Raw genomic sequence first — 18,598 nt, 5'->3', positions numbered from 1 at the left:
AAGGTCATCTTCTGAGGTCGCATCAGGTGAGCGTCAGGGGGTGCCCCAGATGTGGGCGGGCGGTGAGGCGGGTGAGGCCCCTGCCCTCATGGGTGCGGGGGAGGGGCCGTCGACGAGCGGACCACGAGGTCTGGCGCGAGGAGCTCGCGGTGCGGCGGGGCGTCGGGATCGTCGATGCGGTCCAGAAGGGTTCGGGCCGCTGCCGCCCCGACCTCTCGGGAGTGTCCGTCCACGCTCGTGAGGGCGAGGTACCGGTACGCGGCCAGCGGCGAGTCGTCGTGGCCCACCACGGAGACATCCGCGGGCACGGTCAGGCCCCGCTCGCGCAGGGCGGCGAGGGCGCCGACGGCCATGACGTCGTTGGCCGCAACGACCCCCGTGATCCCGGGGTGCGCGTCGAGCAGGGCGCACGCTGCGGCGTAGCCGTCGGCCTCGGAGGTCCCGCCGCGCTCCCCGAAGACCAGCGGGTCGAGCCCCGCCGCCTGCATCGCCTCCTCGTAGCCCCGCCGCCGCTGAGCACCGGGACCACTGCTCCCGGTCAGGTGGCCGATGCTCCGGTGGCCCAGCCCGATCAGGTGCTCGGTCGCCAGGCGGGCACCGAGCGCGTCGTCGCCCGCGACGACGTCGGCGACCAGCGCGGCGTCGGCCGCGGCCCCAAACTCCCTGGTGCCGGCGACGACGATCGGCGCGCTCACGCCGTCCAGCGTCCCCTCGGCGGGGTCCGCGGCGATGACGAGCGCGTCGACATGCTGCGCGAGGAACCCGTCCACGGGGTTGCGCCCGGAGGCGGCCTCGAGCTGGAGGTCCGCGACGCTCGCCGTATACCCGGCTGGGTCGAGGATGGAGCGCAGACCCGCGAGGAGCTCGACGAACCACGGGTTGTGGAAGTCGTCGATGAGGACGCCGACCGTGCGGGTCCGCTGGCTCGCGAGGGCACTCGCGGCTGGGGAGGGCCGGTAGCCGAGCTCCTCGATCGCCGCGAGGACGGCCTCGCGCCGGACGTCGCTCACGTGCGGCGCGTCCCTCAGGACCAGCGAGACGAGCGACTTGGAGACGCCGGCCAGCTGCGCGACGTCGTAGATCGTCGGGCGGGGGATGGGGTCGGTCGGCACGGGTCCATCATGGCACCCTAAGGACCCGCGAGCGCGGTATTGACAGGACAAACTCCTCGGTCTTAACCTTCTTTGGAGCGCTCCAAATCACATCACCACCCTCCAGACGTCCTGATTTCCCGATTTCCCGCACTTCCCCGCCGGCGACGCCGGACCCCTCGAAGGAGAGACCCATGAGCAAGCCCCTCGGCGTCGCCGTCATCGGCGCAGGCATGGCCGGCAAGGCCCATGCCGCCGCCTACCGCACCGCGAGCACCCTGTACAAGCCCACGCTGCCCGAGATCCGCCTCGTCTCGATCGGCGACGTCAACGCGGAATTCGGGCAGGCCGCCGCAACCCGCTTCGGCTACGCGCGCCACGACTCCTCGTGGCAGGCCATCGCCGAGGCGGACGACATCGACGTCGTGAGCGTCGTCATCGCCAACTCGCTCCACCGCGAGGTGGTCGAGGGCCTCCTCGCCGCCGGCAAGCATGTCCTGTGCGAGAAGCCCCTCTCCGACACGCTCGCCGATGCCCGCGCGATGGCCGACGCCGCGAGGGCCGCGGAGGAGCGCGGCGTCCTGGGCCGCATCGGCTTCACCTACCGCCGCACGCCCGGCATCGCCGCGATCCGCAAGCTCATCCAGGACGGCACCCTCGGCCGCCCGCTCCACTTCTCGGGCCGCTACTGGACCGACTACGGCTGCAGCCCGCAGGCCCCCATGAGCTGGCGCTACAAGGGCGGCCCGGGCTCGGGCGCGCTCGCCGACGTGGGCAGCCACCTCGCCTATGTGGGCGAGTTCCTGTGCGGAGACATCCAGTCCGTCTCCGGCGGCCAGCTCTCCACCGCGATCACGGAGCGCCCGCTCCCGCTCGGCGCCGTCATGGGCCACGACCACGCGGCCGTGTCGGACCAGCTCGAGCCGGTGGAGAACGACGACGTTGCCTCCTTCTCCGCCGAGTTCGCCTCGTGCATCGGCTCGCTCTCGGTCTCCCGCGTGGCCTCCGGCCACGCGAACTCGCTCATGTTCGAGGTTTTCTGCGAGAACGGCGCCGCGCTCTTCGACCAGCGCCGCCCCGCCGAGATCGGTCTGTTCCTCAACGAGGGCCCCTACGCCCAGAACGGCTACCGCCAGGTGATCCTCGGCCCCGACCACCCGTACATCGCCGGTGGCCTCGCGATGGACGCGCCGAGCGTCGGCTTCGGCCAGAATGACGCCTTCGGCTACCAGGCCCGCGCCTTCCTCGAGGAGGTCGCAGGGCTGTCCGAGGCCGACTCCCTCCCACGCAACGCGACGTTCGACGAGGGCGTGCGGAACATGGAGATCCTCGGCGCAGTCGCCCAGTCCGCCGCCGATTCCGGCCGCCGCGTCGAGGTGCCATCGGCGCAGAAGCCCACTGCCGCCGTCGTGCGCTGAACCCCCAGACCAAGAGGAACACACCATGAAGCTCGGCATCTACAACGCCATCCTGCACGACCGCTCCCTTCCCGAGGCGCTCAAGGTCATCGCCGATCTCGGCCTCACCGGCATCGAGATCAACACCGGCGGCTTCCTGCCCGCCGTCCATGTCCCCACGTTCGACGACATCCTCGTCAGCGACGCGGCCCGCGATGACTACCTGGGCATCTTCGAGGGCACCGGCGTAGCCATCGCGGGCCTGAACTGTAACGGCAACCCGCTCCACCCGAAGGCCGAGATCGGCCAGAAGCACGCCGAGGACATCCGCCGCTCGATCCGCCTCGCGGAGCGCCTGGGCCAGAACCGAGTCGTGACCATGTCCGGCCTCCCCGGCGGCGAGCCCGGCGCGACAGTGACGAACTGGATCGTCAACGCATGGAACTCGGCCGCGCTCGACGTCCTGGACTACCAGTGGGGGATCGCGGCGGACTTCTGGCGCGAGACCGACCGCCTCGCCGCGGACCACGGCGTCAAGGTGGCCCTCGAGCTGCACCCGCAGAACATCGTGTTCAACACCGCCGACGTCCACAAGCTCGTCGAGCTCACCGGCGCGACCCACGTCGGAGTCGAGCTCGACGCCTCGCACCTCTTCTGGCAGCAGATGGACCCGGTGGCCGTGGTCCGCGAGCTCGGGCCTCTCGTGTTCCACGCGGCGGCGAAGGACGTGCGCGTCAACACCGAGAACGCCAAGCTCTACGGCGTCCTCGACAACCGCTTCCGCCGCCTCTCCCCGGACGAGCCCCGCACCAACCTCGGCGGCGACGAGTGGGCGAACGAGTGGCCGAAGGACTCGGCGTGGGACTTCGTTGCCCTCGGTCGCGGGCACGACGCCGCGTACTGGGCCGAGTTCCTCCGAGCCCTCCGCGACGTGGATCCGGAGATGATGGTCAACATCGAGCACGAGGATGTCTCCCTCGGCCGCATCGAAGGCCTGGAGGTCGCCGCCGGCGTGCTGCTCGAGGCCGCCCGCATGATCGGCGAAGACGCGCCCGCTCGCGCCTGACTCCCTGCCCCGCCGGCACGGATGGTGAGTTGAGCAGGGTCGGGGGCGTCCGTATACCCTGCTCAACTCACCATTTTGCGTCACGCGCTGGCCCTGACGGCGGGCCGCTCAGAACCGATCAGTGTGCCAGTGCGGGTTCGGCCAGTTGGACGCGCTCGGCCTCAGTGGGGACGAAGCCGGCCTTGAGCTCGGCGCGGAAGGTCTCGGTGTCGAGTTCGCCCTGCCACTTCGCAACGGCGACGCACGAGACGATGTTGCACACCGTGCTGGTGAGGGCGCGGGCCTCGCTCATGAAGCGGTCAATCCCGACGATGAGCGCGACGCCTGCCACCGGCAGGGTGGGCATGACGGTGAGGGTGGCGACGAGGGCCACGAAGCCGCTCCCGCTGACGCCAGCCGCGCCCTTGGAGGTCAGGAGCATCATCCCGAGCATGAGGAGGATCTGGTCCCAGCTCAGCTGGATGTCGCAGGCCTGGGCGATGAACATTGACGCGAGGGTGAGGTAGACCGCGGTGCCGGTGAGGTTGAAGGAGTACCCCGTCGGGACGACGAGTCCGACGACGCCGCGGTCGCAGCCGATGCGCTCGAGCTTGAAGAGCAGTCGCGGGAGCACAGGCTCGCTCGAGGACGTTGCGAGGACGATGAGGAACTCGTCCCGGAAGTACCGCAGGATCCGCCAGAGGCTGAAGCCGGCGATCTTGGCGAGGATGCCCAGGCCCACGACGACGAAGACGATGCACGCGGCGTAGAAGGCGAGGATCAGCATCCCGAGGTTGCCGATCGAATGTGCGCCGTACTTACCCACGGTGAAGGCCATGGCGCCGAACGCCCCGATGGGAGCGACCTTCATGAGGTAGCCGAAGACCACGAACAGCAGCCGGTTGAAGCTGTTGACGACGTTGAGGGCGAGCTGGCCCGGGGTGCCGAGCTTGCTGAAGGCGAAGCCGCACAGCAGGGCGATGACGAGCACGGGCAGGACCTCGCCGTCGGCGAAGGCACCGACGAAGGTTGTGGGGATGATGCCGAGGAGGAAGTCGACAGGGTTGCTGCTGGGCAGCTGGCTCGTGTACTTCGAGGCGACGGAGGCGTCGAGGTGAGCGGGGTTGATGTGCATGCCAGCGCCCGGCTGGAACAGCATGACCGAGGCGAGGCCGATGGCCAGGGCCAGCGCGGTGAGCGCATAGAAGAGGCCTAGGGATCGGGCCAGGGTGGGGCCGACCTTCTTCGTGTCGGTCAGCGAGGTGATCCCGCTGACGATCGTGCAGAAGACGATCGGGGCGATCATGAACTTCACGAGCTTGACGAACCCGTCGCCGAGCGGCTTGAGCGAGGACCCGAGGTCCGGCCACAGTGCGCCGACGAGGACGCCCAGCGTGACGCCGATGAGGACCTGGACGTACAGGTGTCCGAGGATGGATTTGATCTTCATTGAACAACTTCCTTGATGAGCGCCCTGTCCATAGTGACAGGGGGCAGGTGGGGGGGTCTAGGCGGTCTGGGGCACGGGCCGCGCGAGGTCGATGTCGGCCACGGCAAGATGGCGGGCCGCCCGCCGGAGGGCGACTTCGATGACGTTGCCGGCATCGTCGGTGACGACTTCGGTGGTGATGACTCCGGCGGGTGTTCCGATGCGCAGAAGAAGGGGTCCGGAGTGTGCATCGTGCGCAGGGGGGAGGGCCTTGGCGACGACGGAGCCCGGCAGGGCCGCCGCGAGCGAGACAGCCACGGCGCTCGTGAGGCCGATCGCGGGATGCGGGGCGAGCATCGAGAGCATTCGCACCCGCAGATCGTGGCTGTCCGCGGCGATCCGGGTTCCGTCGGCGGCCGTGTAGTCGCCCGGGGGCGCCACGATGCCAACCTTCGGCACCGCGTTCTGCGGGGGATCCCCGGGCTTCCTCAGGCCCATCGCGAGGCCCGCGGAGGCGCGGGCGTCGATGAGCTGGGACAGGTGCTCGGAGAGGTTGTCGCTCATCGAGGAGAGGTCGACGCCGATCTCCTCCGCCGGGATGAGGACCGCAGGCGCTCCCGCGTCGACCAGGGTCGCCGTGACACCGCATCCGTTGGCCGCGATCTCATCCGAGGGACTGCCCGTCGGCAGGAGAGCTCCCGTGGTCTGCCCCCACGGGGCCCGGAACGAGAGGCCCACGGGCACGCCCGGTGCGCTGCTTCCAGGCACCGTTGCGTGGCCCGATGTCGGGACGCGGCGGCCGGGAGTCGCGATCGTGCCGCCAAGCACCGCCCCGGTATTGAGGTTTCGCATGCTCACGCGCGTCGTGTCCTCGCCGGGGGAGACGATGCCTGACTGCACGGCATAGAGGGCGATCGCCGTCGCACAATTGCCGCAGTTGGAGCCCAGTTCAACCTTCGAGTCCCCGATCCCGACCTGGGCGAAGAGATAGTCGAGGTCTGCGGGCCCCCCGGGAGTGGCCCAGACGACGGCGGCTTTGGACGTCGTCGAGGTTCCCCCGCCGACGCCGTCGAGCTGGCGGGCATCAGCGGCCCCGAAGGCGTCGGCCAGCAGCGAGCCGATCTCCTCGTACGTTGAGGCATGCCGGGAGACGTCTTCGGCGTCGAAGATCCAGCACTTGCTCGTGCCGCCCCGGTACCAGTGACCTCGGAGTTGCACTGTCTTCTCCTTCACCTTGGGTGGTGCACCTCACGGCGCCTTGTCCTTCCACGATCCAAGGCACGAGGGTTCAGCACAATCGAAGAAAAATCGAGAAGGATCTACTTTTGCTAAACTCGGTCCATGTCCGACCTCGATCTGCACAGGCTCCACGTCCTCCGCGAAGTGGGACATTCCGGGTCGCTGACGTCAGCGGCAGCGGCGCTCTCCTTCACGACGTCCGCCGTCTCGCAGCAGATCGCGAAGCTCGAGCACGAGGTGGGCGTCGCGCTCGTCGAGCGGCACCCGAGGGGAGTGGTGCTCACCGATGCGGGCCACGCGCTCCTGAGGTACGCCGACGAGATCGACCGGACCGTCGAAGCGGCCCGCGCCGAGATGGACGAGTTCGCGGGCCTGCGGCGAGGCCAGCTTCGGATGGGGACGTTCCCCACGGTGGGTGCTTCGCTCATGCCGGATGTCGTGCTGGCCTTCAGAGCGCGCCACCCGGAGGTCGCCGTCACCGTGGTGAGCGCTCGACGCGACGGACTCCTGGAACGGCTGCGGCGACGGGACGTCGAGCTCACGCTTCTGTGGGATTACCCATGGCAGCGCATCGAGGACGAGGACTTGGCTCTGGTGCGGCTCATGGACGATCCAACCATGCTGCTGGTCCCGAGGGACCACCCCATGGCTGGACATCGATCAGTGCCGATCGACGCCCTGGTCGATCAGGAGTGGATTGTCCGTGACGAGCACCCGGTGGCCGACGTCCTCCGGCGGGTCTGCCGCGACGCCGGCTTCGAGCCCCGCATCGCCTTCGCGGCGAACGACTACCAGGAGACGCAGGGCATGGTGGCCGCGGGAATCGGGATTGCCCTTGCCCCGCAGCTGGCGCTGAGCGCCCTCCGCGCCGACATCGTGGCGGTTCCGCTCGCCGTATCGCCCATGCGCAGGATCCTCTTGGCCCAGCTCGCCAACCGACGCCTTAGCCCTGCCGGGCAACAGGCCGTATCCGTCTTCAGGTCGACGGCGCGGCGAACGCGGGCGCGCCTGCGTTCGGACAGCGTCGAGGCCTGAACCGCCCCGCACATGCTGTGATCAGTGCACGACGGCGCGCGGCGGCGCGGTGCTCGACCTCACCGTGAGCGAGGGGGGCACGAGCGCGTGCTCGATCCGCCCCTCGAGCGCCTCGGCCGCAGCATGGACGGACGCGGCGGCGAGCGCATCGGGGTCCTGTCGCACGCTCGTCAGGCTCACGTGGACCAGCGCCGCGAGGCGGGAGTCGTCGTAGCCGACAACCGAGAGGTCCTCCGGCACTCGGAGGCCGGCGGCGCGCAGCACATGGACGACGCCGAGCGCGGCTTCGTCGTTGAAGACGACTGCCGCCGTGGGCGCCTCGTGCGGGCGGATGCTGACGAGCGCGAGGAGCGTCCGGGCCGCATCCATGCCGGCAGCGTCATTCGGCCCGCCTGGCACGACGGCAGCATCCTCGCCCTCGAGGACCCGGAACGCGCCACGGCGCGCCTCGGCGCCCACGGCGGAGCCGCCGTCGATGTGCACGAGACGGCGGTGTCCGAGGCCCCTCAGATGCGCGACGGCGAGCCCGACGCCAGCGGCCTCGTCCGTCGCGACGCTCGCGACGCCGTCGTGCGTCTGGGGCTCGAGGACCGAGACGACCGGGAGCGGGAGGGCCCCGAGCTGATCGGGCGCCGTGTTCGGCGCGAGCACGAGGAGGGCCTCGACGCCGAGGTCCAGGAGGGACCGCAGCGCCTCGTCCTCGGAGCGCCGCGGACTGCGCGCGGACAGGGCGAGGTCGAACCCTGCCGCCGAGGCCGCCGGGTAGAGGGCCTCGACGAGCTCGGCGTGGAAGGCGCCGTCGAGCGCGAAGACCACGCCGAGCAGTCGGCTCCGCGCGCTCCGCAGCAGCCGGGCACGGGTATCGAGGCGGTAGCCGAGCCTGTCGGCAGCCGCGAGAACGCGCGCGCGGGTCGCGTCGCTCGCGCCTGGGGTGCCGCGGAACACGATCGAGACGAGGGCCCGCGAGACGCCAGCCTCGGCGGCGACGTCTGCCATGGTGGGGCGCTTGGCCACGGTCCTCCTCCTCGGCGTTGTCGTGGAACTCTTGCGCACACTGTACTAGATCGATCTAGACATGGCGCGCGAGGCGTGCCACACTGACAGCACCTGATTCACTAGATCGATCTAGATCCCATGCTGACTTCCCGAGAGGACCCCCCCAATGAGCTACCTCCCCGTCGACTCGGCCCGACCCGAGCCGGTCCGAGTGGGCCTCATCGGCGCCGGCTGGATGGGCGCCTTCCACGCCCGCAGCCTGGCCGAGAGGATCCCAGGCGCCACCCTCGCCGCGATCGCTGACCCAGCCATCGAGCCCGCCACGAAGCTCGCGGCCGAGCTCGGCGTCGAGAAGGTCACCGCGGACGCCGCCGACCTCTTCGCGGATCCCGCGATCGACGCCGTCGTCATCGCCGGCCCGATCCGGTTCCACGCCCCGCTCTCGATCGCCGCCGCGCGTGCGGGCAAGCACGTGTTCTGCGAGAAGCCCGGCTCCACCACGCTCGAGGAGCTCGCCGAGATCGAGGCCGCCGTCGCCGAGGCGGGTGTGCACTGGCAGATCGGCTTCAACCGGCGGTACGCCGCGGACTTCCTCGCCGCACGCCGCGACCTCGCCGCGGGCGTTGTGGGGACCCCGCAGCTCCTCCGCTCCCTCACGCGGGACCCCGGCAACGGCTCCATCCCCCATGCCGCCCGCGTCCCCCAGTGGACCATGTTCCTCGAGACGCTCATCCACGACTTCGACGCCCTCAACTGGATGAACCCCGGTGCCGAGCCCATCAGCGTCCACGTCTTCGCGGACGCGCTGGTCGAGCCCTCGTTCAAGGACGCGGGCTTCATCGACACGGCCGTGGCGACGATCCGCTACAGCAACGGCGCCATTGCCGTGGCCGAGGCCAACTTCTCCGCGCTCTACGGCTACGACGTGCGCGGCGAGACCTTCGGCTCCGCCGGCATGGTCCAGGCCGGCCGCGCGACCGAGACGGCCGCGTGCCGCTACACCGCTGATGGCGTGGGCGCCGAGACGCCCCGCCTCAACATCGAGCTCTTCGCCGATGCCTACCGCGACGAGCTCGCGGACTTCGCGGCCCACGTCGCCGGCCGCCGAGACGGCACCGCGGCGCCCGAGCACGGCGTTCCCGTGACACCCGGCCTCGCCGACGCCCGACGCGCCCTCGCCCTCGCGCGCGCCTGCATCGAGTCAGTCCAGAGCGGGGCGGCGGCAGGCGTCGCTGGCTCGGCTCCCGAGGGGACGCACGACGGCGCCGGGTCGGTGGCGCGATGAGGCTCGCCGTCTGCGCGGAGATGGTCTACACGGACCTGCCGTTTATCGAGCGGGTCCGGAGGATCAGCGAGGCCGGGTTCGACGTCGAGATGTGGGACTCCCGCACCAAGGACATCGCGGAGCTCAAGGCCACTGGCGCGCGGTTCTCGTCGATGACGGGCTATGTGACGGGCTCGCTCGTCGAGCCGGACACCGCGGACCTCGTGGTGAGCACAGCGGAAGGCCTGATCCCCACGGCCCTGGAGCTCGGCGTCGAACGCCTCGTGGTGCACTCAGCGGAGCTTGTGGACGGCCAGGCCGCGCGCCCGCACTGGCGCTCGGACGGGACCATGTGGCTCACCGCGGCGAAGGCGCTCGAGCAGCTCGGCGAGCTCGGTGCCAGGCATAGGCTCACGTTCTGCCTCGAGAACCTCAACACGATCCTCGACCACCCGGGCATCCCGCTCGCGCGGGCCAAGGACACGCTCGCGCTCGTGAGAGCTGTGGACCACCCGAACGTCAGGCTCATGCTCGACCTGTACCACGCGCAGATCGGGGAGGGAAACCTCATCGAGCTGGTGCGCGAGGCCCTGCCGTGGATCGGCGAGGTCCAGGTCGCGGATGTGCCCGGCCGCTGCGAGCCCGGCACAGGCGAGATCAACTACGCGGCGGTCCACCGGGCGCTCGCCGAGGCCGGATACGAGGGCACCGTGGGCATGGAGGCCTACGCGTCCGGCGATCCGGACGCCGCGCTCACGGCCTTCGGGGCCGAGTTCGGTCGCTGAGCTCGTCGACCTACGCCGGAGCCAGTGGAAGACTGGCCCCATGGCCTTGCACATCACCGGCGACGACGCCGCCGACCGCCTTCTGACCGACGACCCGCTGGCCCTCCTCATTGGGATGCTGCTGGACCAGCAGGTCCCGATGGAGACCGCGTTCGCCGGCCCGCTCAAGATCTCCGAGCGGGCCGGCACGCTCGATGCGGGCGCCCTGGCCCACGCGAATCCCGACGACTTTGCGCAGCTGTTCAAGGAGACCCCGGCGGTCCACCGCTTCCCGGGGTCGATGGCTGCGCGGGTCCAGGCCCTCTGTGCCGAGATCGAGGGCGAGTGGGGCGGCGACGCCGCGGCGATCTGGACGCGGGGCGCGCCCGACGGCGCCGAGGTCTTCAAGCGACTCAAGAAGCTCCCGGGTTTCGGCGAGCAGAAGGCGAAGATCTTCCTCGCGCTGCTCGGCAAGCAGTACGGCTACGCTGGGGCGGGCTGGCGCGAGGCCTCTGGCGCCTACGGTGAAGACGGCTCGTACCGCAGTGTCGCCGACATCGTCTCGCCGGAGTCCCTCGCGAAGGTGCGCGAGCACAAGCGCTCACAGAAGGCTGCGGCGAAGGCCTCAGCAAAGGAGTGAGCCGCGCACGACGGCGACCGCTCGCCGTCGTGCGGTCTCACCGCCGGCCGGCGGCACCGGCCGAGGCATCCTCGCGCCGCGGAGCGCACCACAGGGCTTCGTGGGCCAGTGCGCAAGACCATGGCAACGTCTGCGAGTGGCGCGGGCTGGACGTCGGCCGAGATGGGCACAATGGAGCCACACGAGGGGGGAACCGATGGAAGCGTTCACGGCAGAGACCAAGGAAGAGATCATCTTTGAGCCGATCATCTCCGGCGAGCACGGCGGGGGTGTCTCCGTCCCGGCCGGCCAGCCGGTGACGGCATATCCACTGGGAGATGGGCGTTACCGGGTCGAGGCCTGTCTAGGCAGCACCATGCCTGACTACTCCGCCGTGGTGGAGTCCAAGCAGATCGCGATCATAGGCGAGGTCCGGCGAGCTTTCGATATCTCCTTCGACTACAAGACGGACAGGCCTGCGAAGTCCAGACCCGATGCGGACCGGGACAGCCCCCGGCTCCGCTCGGACCATGAGCTGCTGTGGACCAAGAAGCTGAACTCTGGCGTCCATTTCGCCCCGACCGCGCCATCGGCCCGTCGGAACGGGTACCTCGTCTACACCGATGCTTCCGAGGCCAGGCATTGGTACGGCAGCGACGCCATCACCAGCTCCTACACCGGCTGGTCACGTCCGACGTCTCTGGCAGGCGCGATCGCGTCGCTGAACGAGGACGAGCGGTCCCGTTACCTCAACCCGCCGTACACGATCGGCAGCGCGATGATCTGGCCCGTGAGGAAGGAGTACCGACCCACGATGAATACGGCACGAGGGTTCGGTCCCTCGGGCAGGCTGATCGGTGACCGCATGGACCTCACCCTTGAGTGCATCCGGCGTCACTACACGGGAGAGGAAGAGAGCCCTCTGGCCGGTGTCCTCGGCGCCTATGCGGACTTCTTCGAACTCTTCGACGGGTTCACTGAGTTCGTTGACTTCTTCCACCTGCAAGACCTCGTGACGCCCGACTACAACGAGGTTCAGTTCTACCTGCCGTTCGACAACTTCGAGCGCCCCGGGACACCCGTCACACGCGACGAATACGTGACGTACCGCGAAGCCACGCTGGAGTTCATCGCAGCACGAGCGCGGCGGATGGCCGAGTGGGTTCGGCGGCAGCACCCCGACATTGAAGTTCCCTAGTCGTGCCTTCTCAGACCAGTCGCCGGTGAGCCGGGGCGCGAACCACTTGCAGTCATGACGGAGGCGGCGCCGTGCTCGTGCGCACCTTGAGCTCAGGCGGCAGGAGGACGACGGCGGGTGGCTCGCGGTCGTCGTAGGTTCCCCTGGGAGACCCGGGGTGGGCAAGCCGTGCGGCGAGGAGGTCCGCAGCGACACGCCCGGCCTCCCGGCTCGCATTGTCCACGCTCGTGAGGCCCACTGCCTTGAGGCGAGCTGCCGGGGTGTCGTCGTAGCCGGCGAGCGAGAGGTCCTCGGGGACGCGGAGGCCGAGGTCATCGGCCGCGGAGAGAGCGCCGAACGCGGCCATGTCATTCACCGCGAACAGGGCTGTGGGCCGCGGGCTCGCATCCAGAGCCTCGTGCGCCGCGCGCCAGCCGGCCTCCTCGGTGCGTCCGGCCTCAACCGTCTGTGACTCGATGCCGAGGACCTGGCACGCGTCCTCGAATCCGGCGCGCCGTGCGTCGCCCACCGCGGTTCCGGGGGCGGAGAGGTGCGCGATCCGGCGGTGCCCGAGCGCCGCGAGATGCCGGACCACGCGGCGGGCGCCCTCGGCATCGTCGTTGGTGACCACAGCGGCACCGGGGACCTGGGCGTGGGGAGCGCCCACTTGGACCACCGGCACGGGGATCCCCCCGGGCAAAGGCGCGATCTCGGCGAAAGCCGTCTCCGCGCCGTCGAGCGTCCCGACCAGGACGAGGGCCTCGACACGCAGCTCGAGGAAGCGCTCCGCGAGCTCGGCCCCCTCGAGCCGCCAGTCGCCGAGGAGCGCGTGGAGGCCCGCCGCATGGAGGCCCTCGGTGAGGCCCTCGACCGCGGGGACGAACCATGGGTTGCGCAGGTCATCGAGGATGACGCCGACGGTGCCGCTGCGGGCCGAGCCCATGGCGCGCGCGGCGGCGTTGGGGCGGTAGCCGAGCTCGGCGGCGGCCTCGAGGATGGCACGGCGCCTCGCCTCGCTCACGTAGCCCGTGCCGCGCAGCGCGAGGGAGGCGGCCGACTTGGACACGCCGGCTCGGGCGGCGACGTCGAGGATCGTCGCGGGCTTGGGGCCGGCCTGCGCCATGTTCGCCTCCACAAATGTCAGGACAAATCTTGACCGCAACGCCGGTCATAGGGATACTCTAAACCAGATGTTGGAACGTTCCCATATGCGTTCCGGAACTGACGGAGGAGTGCCCACATGGAGACCACCAAGACTGTCACGCTCGGACTCGTCGGAGTCGGGCGCATCGGCGTCATGCACGCCCGCAACATCGCGGCGATCGCGCCGCAGCTCGCCGAGCGCGAGCGCGGCGTAGAGCTTCGGCTCAAGCTCACCGACGTCGCCGAGGAGCACGCGCGCGCCGTCGCGGCCGAGGTCGGCGCCGAGTTCGTCACTGGCGGCGTGCAGGGGCTCATCGCCTCCGGCGTCGACGCGCTCGTCGTCGCCACCGGCACCCAGACCCACCCCGAGCTCATCCGGGCGGGCGTCGACGCGGGGCTGCCCGTGTTCTGCGAGAAGCCGGTGGCCGGCTCCGTCGCGGACTCCCTGCCGGTGCTCGAGTACATCGCCGAGAAGGGCGGCGTCGTGCAGATCGGCCACCAGCGCCGTTTCGACGCGGGCTACCTCGAGGCCAAGCGCCGCTTCGACGCGGGTGAGATCGGCTGGATCCATTCGCTGCGGGCCATGACCGGGGACATGTTCCCGCCCTCCGTCGAGTTCCTCGCCACGTCCGGCGGCCTCTTCCGCGACTGCTCGGTCCACGACTTCGACATCCTCCGGTGGCTCACCGGCCGCGAGATCGTCGAGGTCTATGCGAAGGGCTCGAACAACGGCGATCCCGCGATCGGCGAGGTTGGCGACGTCGACACCGCGCTCGCCGCTGTGACGTTCGACGACGGCACGGTTGGCACGGTCTCCGCGACGCGCTACAACGGGGCGGGACACGACGTGCGCCTCGAGATCCAGGGGTCCAAGGACTCCGTCATGGTGGGGCTGGACGACAAGACCGCCCTGCGCTCGACCGAGACCGGCGTCGCGTTCCCGGCAGGGGAGACGCACAAGACGTTCGCCGAGCGGTTCGACGCCGCGTACCGGGCCGAGCTCGCAGCCTTCGTGGAGCTTGTGCTCGGCGAACGCACGAATCCCTGCACCCCGGAGGACGCCGTCGCCGGCTACTTCCCGTTCCCGAGGAAGATGGGGTTCGTCAGCGCCGCCATGGCTCCGAGCGAAAGGTTCGGGCCCATCTCCGTGCCGCTGCCCGACGTGCCGTCGCTCTTCGGGTGCCGGACCTCGACGCGGATGTAGGCCGCGAGCTGCGGCGTCGTGATCCACGTGCTCGTGCCCTGACCGGATGCAGGCAACGTGATCTGCTGCGTCTGGCCCTCGTCGGTGATGAACCGCACCACGCCGTTCGGCACGCCGGCAACCGTCGCCGAGACGGTGACCGGCGCGTCGTCGGCCACGCTCAGGCGCTCGCCGATGCCGGCCGTCTTCCCGCCGGACTTCACGGCGAATTCGAGTGAGATGCCCGCCGACTCGGCGATCCATGAGCGCCCGTTGCGGATGCCCTCAAGGATCGCGTCGTGCGAGAGCGCGGACGCGTTGACCACGTTGTGCGGCCATCCGATGACCTGCGGGACGCTGTGCGCATCGCTGTTGCCCATCGCGGGCAGCCAACGGCCAGTAGTCCGTACGGAATGGACGAGCATGGAATCCCACGTGTTGACGGAGAACTCGTCGTCGACCGTCCACGGGCCGGTCCACACCTCGACGGCGTCGGCGTCGTCGTAGCCGAACTTCCAGCGGCACGCGACGTAGGGGCAGTACGGATGGGCCGGGACCACGAGCCCTCCGGAGGCGTGGATCCGCTGTGCAGCTTCCTCGAAGCCCTTCTCGCGCGCGCGGTAGCGCCAGTCGATCCACTCGCCCGGCTTGAGGCCGAGCGCGAGGTAATGGCCGTTGCGGGTTGTGACCTCTTCGCCGGTCATGATGAGCAGGTCTTCCCCCGCGAGGGGGCCCCACACGCCGTGGGACGCCGGCGTGTTGTGGTCCGTGGAGATCATGAAGTCCATGTGTGCGGCCCGGGCGCCGGCAGCGACTTCCTGCGGGGTCCGCCTTCCGTCCGAGTAGACGGTGTGCAGGTGGCCGTCGCCGCGGTACCACCCGGCGCCGCGACCCGCGATCGCCTGCGGCGGGTACGCGGGCTGGTACGGCGTGCCGTCGGGGCCGAAGTCGAGCGTGACGGTCACCGTGTAGTCAAGGCCATGCTCGGACACCTGGTACGGGCCGAGGATGACGTTCCACGTGCCCTTGCCGATGGGCCCGGCGAGGTAGCCGGGAGTTGCCTCCGCGGCGCTGATGGAGAATTCTGTGCGGAAGCCGCCGGACCATCCGCGGAAGCCCTTGCCCTGGAGCTCGGTGCCCTTCTCGTCGAAGATGCCGATGTCGCAGGCGTTCACGAGGAGGCCCGGTGTGATCGTGGGCTTGTTGTAGGAGTACGAGACGCTGATCTTGTTGACCCCGGCCGGAATCTCGACCGGGAGGTACACGAAGTCAGCGGCTCCGGGGTCGAGGTGGCCGGTGATCGTCTTGGTTCGGCTCGTGCCGGTGTCCGCGGTGGCGAAGGTCATCGGTGCGAGGGTCAGCGCCGCGCCGGTGAGCGCGGCCGTGAGGAATCCCCGACGTGACGGGGAGAGGAGGGCTGGGGTGTCGCCGCTGTGGGCTTGGCAGGGTGATGTCACCCGGACCATGGTCGGGACTCATAGTTAAATCTCGGTTAAGGCAGTCCGAATCGGCGCTGAATTCGCTCCGGGGGACACCGGAGGATCCGGATACTCTGGCCCCATGAACGCCACCCCCGCCCCGCTGCCGCGCACGCTCGAGGTCGAGTCCCTCGGGCACTTCGATGCGCTCGTGGCCGGTGGCGCGGCCTCGATGGCCGGGTGGCAGGTGCAGTCGGTGGACCTCACGGAGCGTTCGAGCGCGCTCAAGGCCCTCGACCCGGCGGGCGCCATGTTCCTCGGCTGCCGGCTCCAGCCCGGGATGGAGCAGTCCCTGCGGGCAAGGGGCGCACTTGTCTTCCCGGTCCTGCCCGGCCTCCCGTTCGATCCGTACCGCCCTGCGCTCTACACGGGTCCCGAGCTGTACACGGGAGTCGAGTACCGGCCCTACGAGGAGACGCCGGACGCGCGGATCTATGCCTGGACCCAGCAGCAGGGCCGCGTCGGCGTCGAGTCTGCGATCTCCGCTGCCCTCCACGACCACCACATCGGCGAAGCGCTGCAGGACGCGCTCCAGGGGCCGTTCGCCGGGCGGAAGATCGTGGGCGTCATGGGTGGACACGCCGGACTCCGGGGGAGTCCGGTGTACGACGACGCCGCGCGCCTCGGGCGCGGGCTCGCGGCGGCCGGGCATGTGGTCGCCACGGGTGGCGGGCCGGGCGCGATGGAGGCCGCGAACCTCGGAGCCTACTTGGCGGCCTTCCCGGAATCGGCCCTCGATGCGGCACTGCGGGAGATCGCCGTCGTGCCCCGCTTCAGGCCCTCGGTGAGTTCATGGGCGCGCGCCGCGCTCGCGGTGCTGGGCCGGTTCCCGGGCGGGACGCCGAGCCTCGGCATCCCCACGTGGTTCTACGGCCACGAGCCGCCCAACCTGTTCGCGACGCACATCGCCAAGTACTTCGCGAACTCGGTGCGCGAGGCCGTGCTGCTCGAGAAGTGCACGGGAGGCGTCGTGTTCCTGCCCGGTGCCGCGGGCACGGTGCAGGAGGTCTTCCAGGATGCGTGTGAGAACTACTACGGCACGAGTGAGACGATCACGCCCATGGTCCTCGTGGGGGAGCGGCACTGGACTGAGGAGCTCCCGGCGTGGCCGCTGCTGCGGACCCTCGCGGAAGGCCGCGGCATGGCAGACCGTCTCCGCCTCGTCGACTCGGTCGAAGAAGCGGTCGCCGCGCTGGCCTGAGGCCGAGTCGCTGCGACGTGACTCCGCAATCGCGAAAGGTGACCCCGCAACGATCAAGACCGATGCGGGGTCACCTCTCAAGGATGCGGGGTCACGTGCCTGCGATGAGCGGTCAGTCGAGGTCGCGCTTCGTGCCTTCCGGTGTGGCCCGCACCGCCACGAACGCGAGGAACAGGATCGCGATCCAGAAGCCGCCGATCACCCAGAGGCCGCCCGTCAGGAGGGCGAGGCCGGCGACGACCATCGGAGTGAACCCGGCCCCGAGCATCGACGCACCTTGGTATGCCAGCGATGCCCCGGTGTACCGATTGCGGGTGGGGAACTGCTCCGCCACATAGGCGGCGATCGGTCCGTACAGGAGACCTTGGACCAGGCCGTTGCCGAGCACAATCGCGATGGCGAAGCCCCACAGAGTGCCGTTCGTCATGAGGAAGACGATCGGGAACGCCAGCGCAACGCCGGAGAGCGTGCCCACGGCGAGCAGGCGGCGTCGTCCGAAGCGGTCCGAGAGGCGCGCAGACCAGAACGTCACGATGAGCGTCAGCACGGCAGCCGCGGCCTTGATGTTGAGCACGCCATTCTTGTCCGCACCGGATTCGATGGCGACCGAGACGCCCCACACCGTGGTCATGGACTGGCACACATAGAACGCGGTGGTCGCGGTCAGGCCGAGGAGGACGGCGCGCTTGTTGTTGCGCAGCACGTCGAGGATCGGCACACGTCGCCTCTCGCCCTCGGCCTCGAGGCGCTTGAAGGCGGGGGTCTCTGACACCTGCAGCCGGATGACGAGGCCCACGAGGATCAGGAGCGCCGAGAGGAGGAACGGCACGCGCCAACCCCACGTGAGGAATTGGTTCCCCGAGACCGCGGCGAAGAGCGAGAGGGCGAGGGTGCCGAGGATCGCGCCAGCCGGGCCACCCGCGTTGGCGAACGCTGCGGCGAAGCCGCGGTGCTTCGCGGGAGCGTGCTCGATCGCCATGAGCGCCGCACCGCCCCACTCGCCGCCCACCGCGATGCCCTGGACGAGCCGGAGCGCGGAGAGGGCGATCGGCGCGGCGACGCCGATCTGCGCCGTCGGGGGCAGAAGGCCTATCGCCACCGTGCCCGCGCCCATGATGAGCATGGACAGGACCAGCATCTTCTTCCGGCCCAGGATGTCGCCGAAGTGGCCGAAGACGAGCCCGCCGAGCGGCCTCGCGACATATCCGATGGCGAGCGTGACGAACGAGGCGAAGATCGCGAAGCCCGGCCCGAGGTTCGCGAAGAAGACCTTGTTGAACACGAGGGACGCGGCCGTCGCGTAGAGCATGAAGTCGTAGTACTCGATGGCGCTGCCGATGAAGGACGAGGCCAGGATGCGGCGCATGTCCTTCGTGTTGAGCGTCTCGGCCGGCGCGGCGGGCTGCGCGGTCAGTCTGGTTTCAATGGTCATGCTGGGATCCTCTTCCAATGATGGACGCAAGGGGGGCGGGGGGCGGGGGGGGGGGGGGGGGGGGCGGCCGGGGCGGGGGGGGGGGGGGGGGAGCGGGGGGGGGGG

General features: G+C 70.0%; 16 protein-coding genes and 1 pseudogene. 9 read left to right on the top strand and 8 right to left on the bottom strand.

The window, feature by feature from the left end; translation table 11 throughout:
- Positions 1–86: 86 nt before the first annotated feature.
- Together RBS60_RS17305 and RBS60_RS17300 are read right to left on the bottom strand one after the other, a co-directional pair.
- Positions 87–1,112: a LacI family DNA-binding transcriptional regulator gene (locus tag RBS60_RS17305; protein ID WP_307958808.1), complete on the bottom strand. Its 1,026-nt coding sequence runs from the start codon at positions 1,110–1,112 to the stop codon at positions 87–89.
- A 7-nt stretch (positions 1,113–1,119) separates the two neighbouring features.
- Positions 1,120–1,287, bottom strand: coding sequence for a hypothetical protein (locus RBS60_RS17300; RefSeq protein WP_307958807.1), 168 nt, complete (start codon positions 1,285–1,287; stop codon positions 1,120–1,122).
- Here RBS60_RS17300 and RBS60_RS17295 point away from each other — a divergent pair.
- Both RBS60_RS17295 and RBS60_RS17290 read left to right on the top strand, forming a co-directional pair.
- The gene (locus tag RBS60_RS17295) at positions 1,286–2,509 is read left to right on the top strand and encodes a Gfo/Idh/MocA family oxidoreductase (RefSeq protein ID WP_307958806.1); all 1,224 of its coding nucleotides are present in this window, start codon (positions 1,286–1,288) and stop codon (positions 2,507–2,509) included. The two genes, RBS60_RS17300 and RBS60_RS17295, sit on opposite strands and share 2 nt — an antisense overlap.
- 25 nt (positions 2,510–2,534) lie before the next feature.
- Positions 2,535–3,554, top strand: coding sequence for a sugar phosphate isomerase/epimerase (locus RBS60_RS17290; protein WP_307958805.1), 1,020 nt, complete (start codon positions 2,535–2,537; stop codon positions 3,552–3,554).
- A gap of 118 nt (positions 3,555–3,672) precedes the next feature.
- Here RBS60_RS17290 and dctA read toward each other — a convergent pair whose 3' ends face one another.
- Complete coding sequence (gene dctA, locus RBS60_RS17285; RefSeq protein WP_307958804.1) at positions 3,673–4,983, bottom strand: C4-dicarboxylate transporter DctA; 1,311 nt, start codon at positions 4,981–4,983, stop codon at positions 3,673–3,675.
- Positions 4,984–5,040: 57 nt separating this feature from the next.
- A complete protein-coding gene (locus RBS60_RS17280; protein WP_307958803.1) occupies positions 5,041–6,180 on the bottom strand; it encodes a PrpF domain-containing protein in 1,140 nt (379 codons plus the stop codon).
- 123 nt (positions 6,181–6,303) lie between these two features.
- Between RBS60_RS17280 and RBS60_RS17275 the strand changes: the two genes are divergently transcribed.
- Positions 6,304–7,236: a LysR substrate-binding domain-containing protein gene (locus RBS60_RS17275; protein ID WP_307958802.1), complete on the top strand. Its 933-nt coding sequence runs from the start codon at positions 6,304–6,306 to the stop codon at positions 7,234–7,236.
- Positions 7,237–7,257: 21 nt separating this feature from the next.
- Here the strand turns inward: RBS60_RS17275 and RBS60_RS17270 are convergent, their stop codons facing one another.
- The gene (locus RBS60_RS17270) at positions 7,258–8,250 is read right to left on the bottom strand and encodes a LacI family DNA-binding transcriptional regulator (RefSeq protein ID WP_307958801.1); all 993 of its coding nucleotides are present in this window, start codon (positions 8,248–8,250) and stop codon (positions 7,258–7,260) included.
- A gap of 148 nt (positions 8,251–8,398) precedes the next feature.
- On the opposite strand from RBS60_RS17270, the gene RBS60_RS17265 reads away from it, so the two are divergent.
- The 4 genes from RBS60_RS17265 (at position 8,399) to RBS60_RS17250 (ending at position 12,077) form a co-directional block, all read left to right on the top strand.
- Complete coding sequence (locus RBS60_RS17265) at positions 8,399–9,517, top strand: Gfo/Idh/MocA family oxidoreductase (RefSeq protein ID WP_307958800.1); 1,119 nt, start codon at positions 8,399–8,401, stop codon at positions 9,515–9,517.
- Positions 9,514–10,281, top strand: coding sequence for a TIM barrel protein (locus RBS60_RS17260; protein WP_307958799.1), 768 nt, complete (start codon positions 9,514–9,516; stop codon positions 10,279–10,281). The genes RBS60_RS17265 and RBS60_RS17260 overlap by 4 nt, the downstream gene beginning before the upstream one ends.
- 40 nt (positions 10,282–10,321) lie before the next feature.
- Positions 10,322–10,900 (top strand): HhH-GPD-type base excision DNA repair protein, encoded by a 579-nt coding sequence (locus tag RBS60_RS17255; RefSeq protein WP_307958798.1) that lies wholly within the window; start codon positions 10,322–10,324, stop codon positions 10,898–10,900.
- Positions 10,901–11,096: 196 nt separating this feature from the next.
- Complete coding sequence (locus RBS60_RS17250; RefSeq protein ID WP_307958797.1) at positions 11,097–12,077, top strand: DUF6994 family protein; 981 nt, start codon at positions 11,097–11,099, stop codon at positions 12,075–12,077.
- A 52-nt stretch (positions 12,078–12,129) separates the two neighbouring features.
- Here the strand turns inward: RBS60_RS17250 and RBS60_RS17245 are convergent, their stop codons facing one another.
- Complete coding sequence (locus RBS60_RS17245) at positions 12,130–13,179, bottom strand: LacI family DNA-binding transcriptional regulator (protein WP_307958796.1); 1,050 nt, start codon at positions 13,177–13,179, stop codon at positions 12,130–12,132.
- A 117-nt stretch (positions 13,180–13,296) separates the two neighbouring features.
- On the opposite strand from RBS60_RS17245, the gene RBS60_RS17240 reads away from it, so the two are divergent.
- Entirely contained in the window at positions 13,297–14,403 is a 1,107-nt protein-coding gene (locus RBS60_RS17240) for a Gfo/Idh/MocA family oxidoreductase (protein WP_307958795.1), read from the top strand.
- Here the strand turns inward: RBS60_RS17240 and RBS60_RS17235 are convergent.
- A pseudogene (locus tag RBS60_RS17235) lies at positions 14,346–15,728 on the bottom strand (CehA/McbA family metallohydrolase); the annotation flags it as partial. The gene RBS60_RS17240 and the pseudogene RBS60_RS17235 overlap by 58 nt on opposite strands.
- Before the next feature lie 214 nt (positions 15,729–15,942).
- On the opposite strand from RBS60_RS17235, the gene RBS60_RS17230 reads away from it, so the two are divergent.
- Positions 15,943–17,061 (top strand): Rossmann fold nucleotide-binding protein, encoded by a 1,119-nt coding sequence (locus RBS60_RS17230; RefSeq protein ID WP_307958794.1) that lies wholly within the window; start codon positions 15,943–15,945, stop codon positions 17,059–17,061.
- A 112-nt stretch (positions 17,062–17,173) separates the two neighbouring features.
- Here RBS60_RS17230 and RBS60_RS17225 read toward each other — a convergent pair whose 3' ends face one another.
- A complete protein-coding gene (locus tag RBS60_RS17225; protein WP_307958793.1) occupies positions 17,174–18,493 on the bottom strand; it encodes an MFS transporter in 1,320 nt (439 codons plus the stop codon).
- Between the last annotated feature and the right edge of the window lie 105 nt (positions 18,494–18,598).

The organism is Sinomonas sp. ASV486, from assembly GCF_030908215.1.
Lineage (GTDB): Bacteria > Actinomycetota > Actinomycetes > Actinomycetales > Micrococcaceae > Sinomonas > Sinomonas puerhi.
The sequence above is the reverse complement of the archived record's forward strand: the minus strand, read 5'-3'. Positions and strand labels throughout refer to the sequence as shown.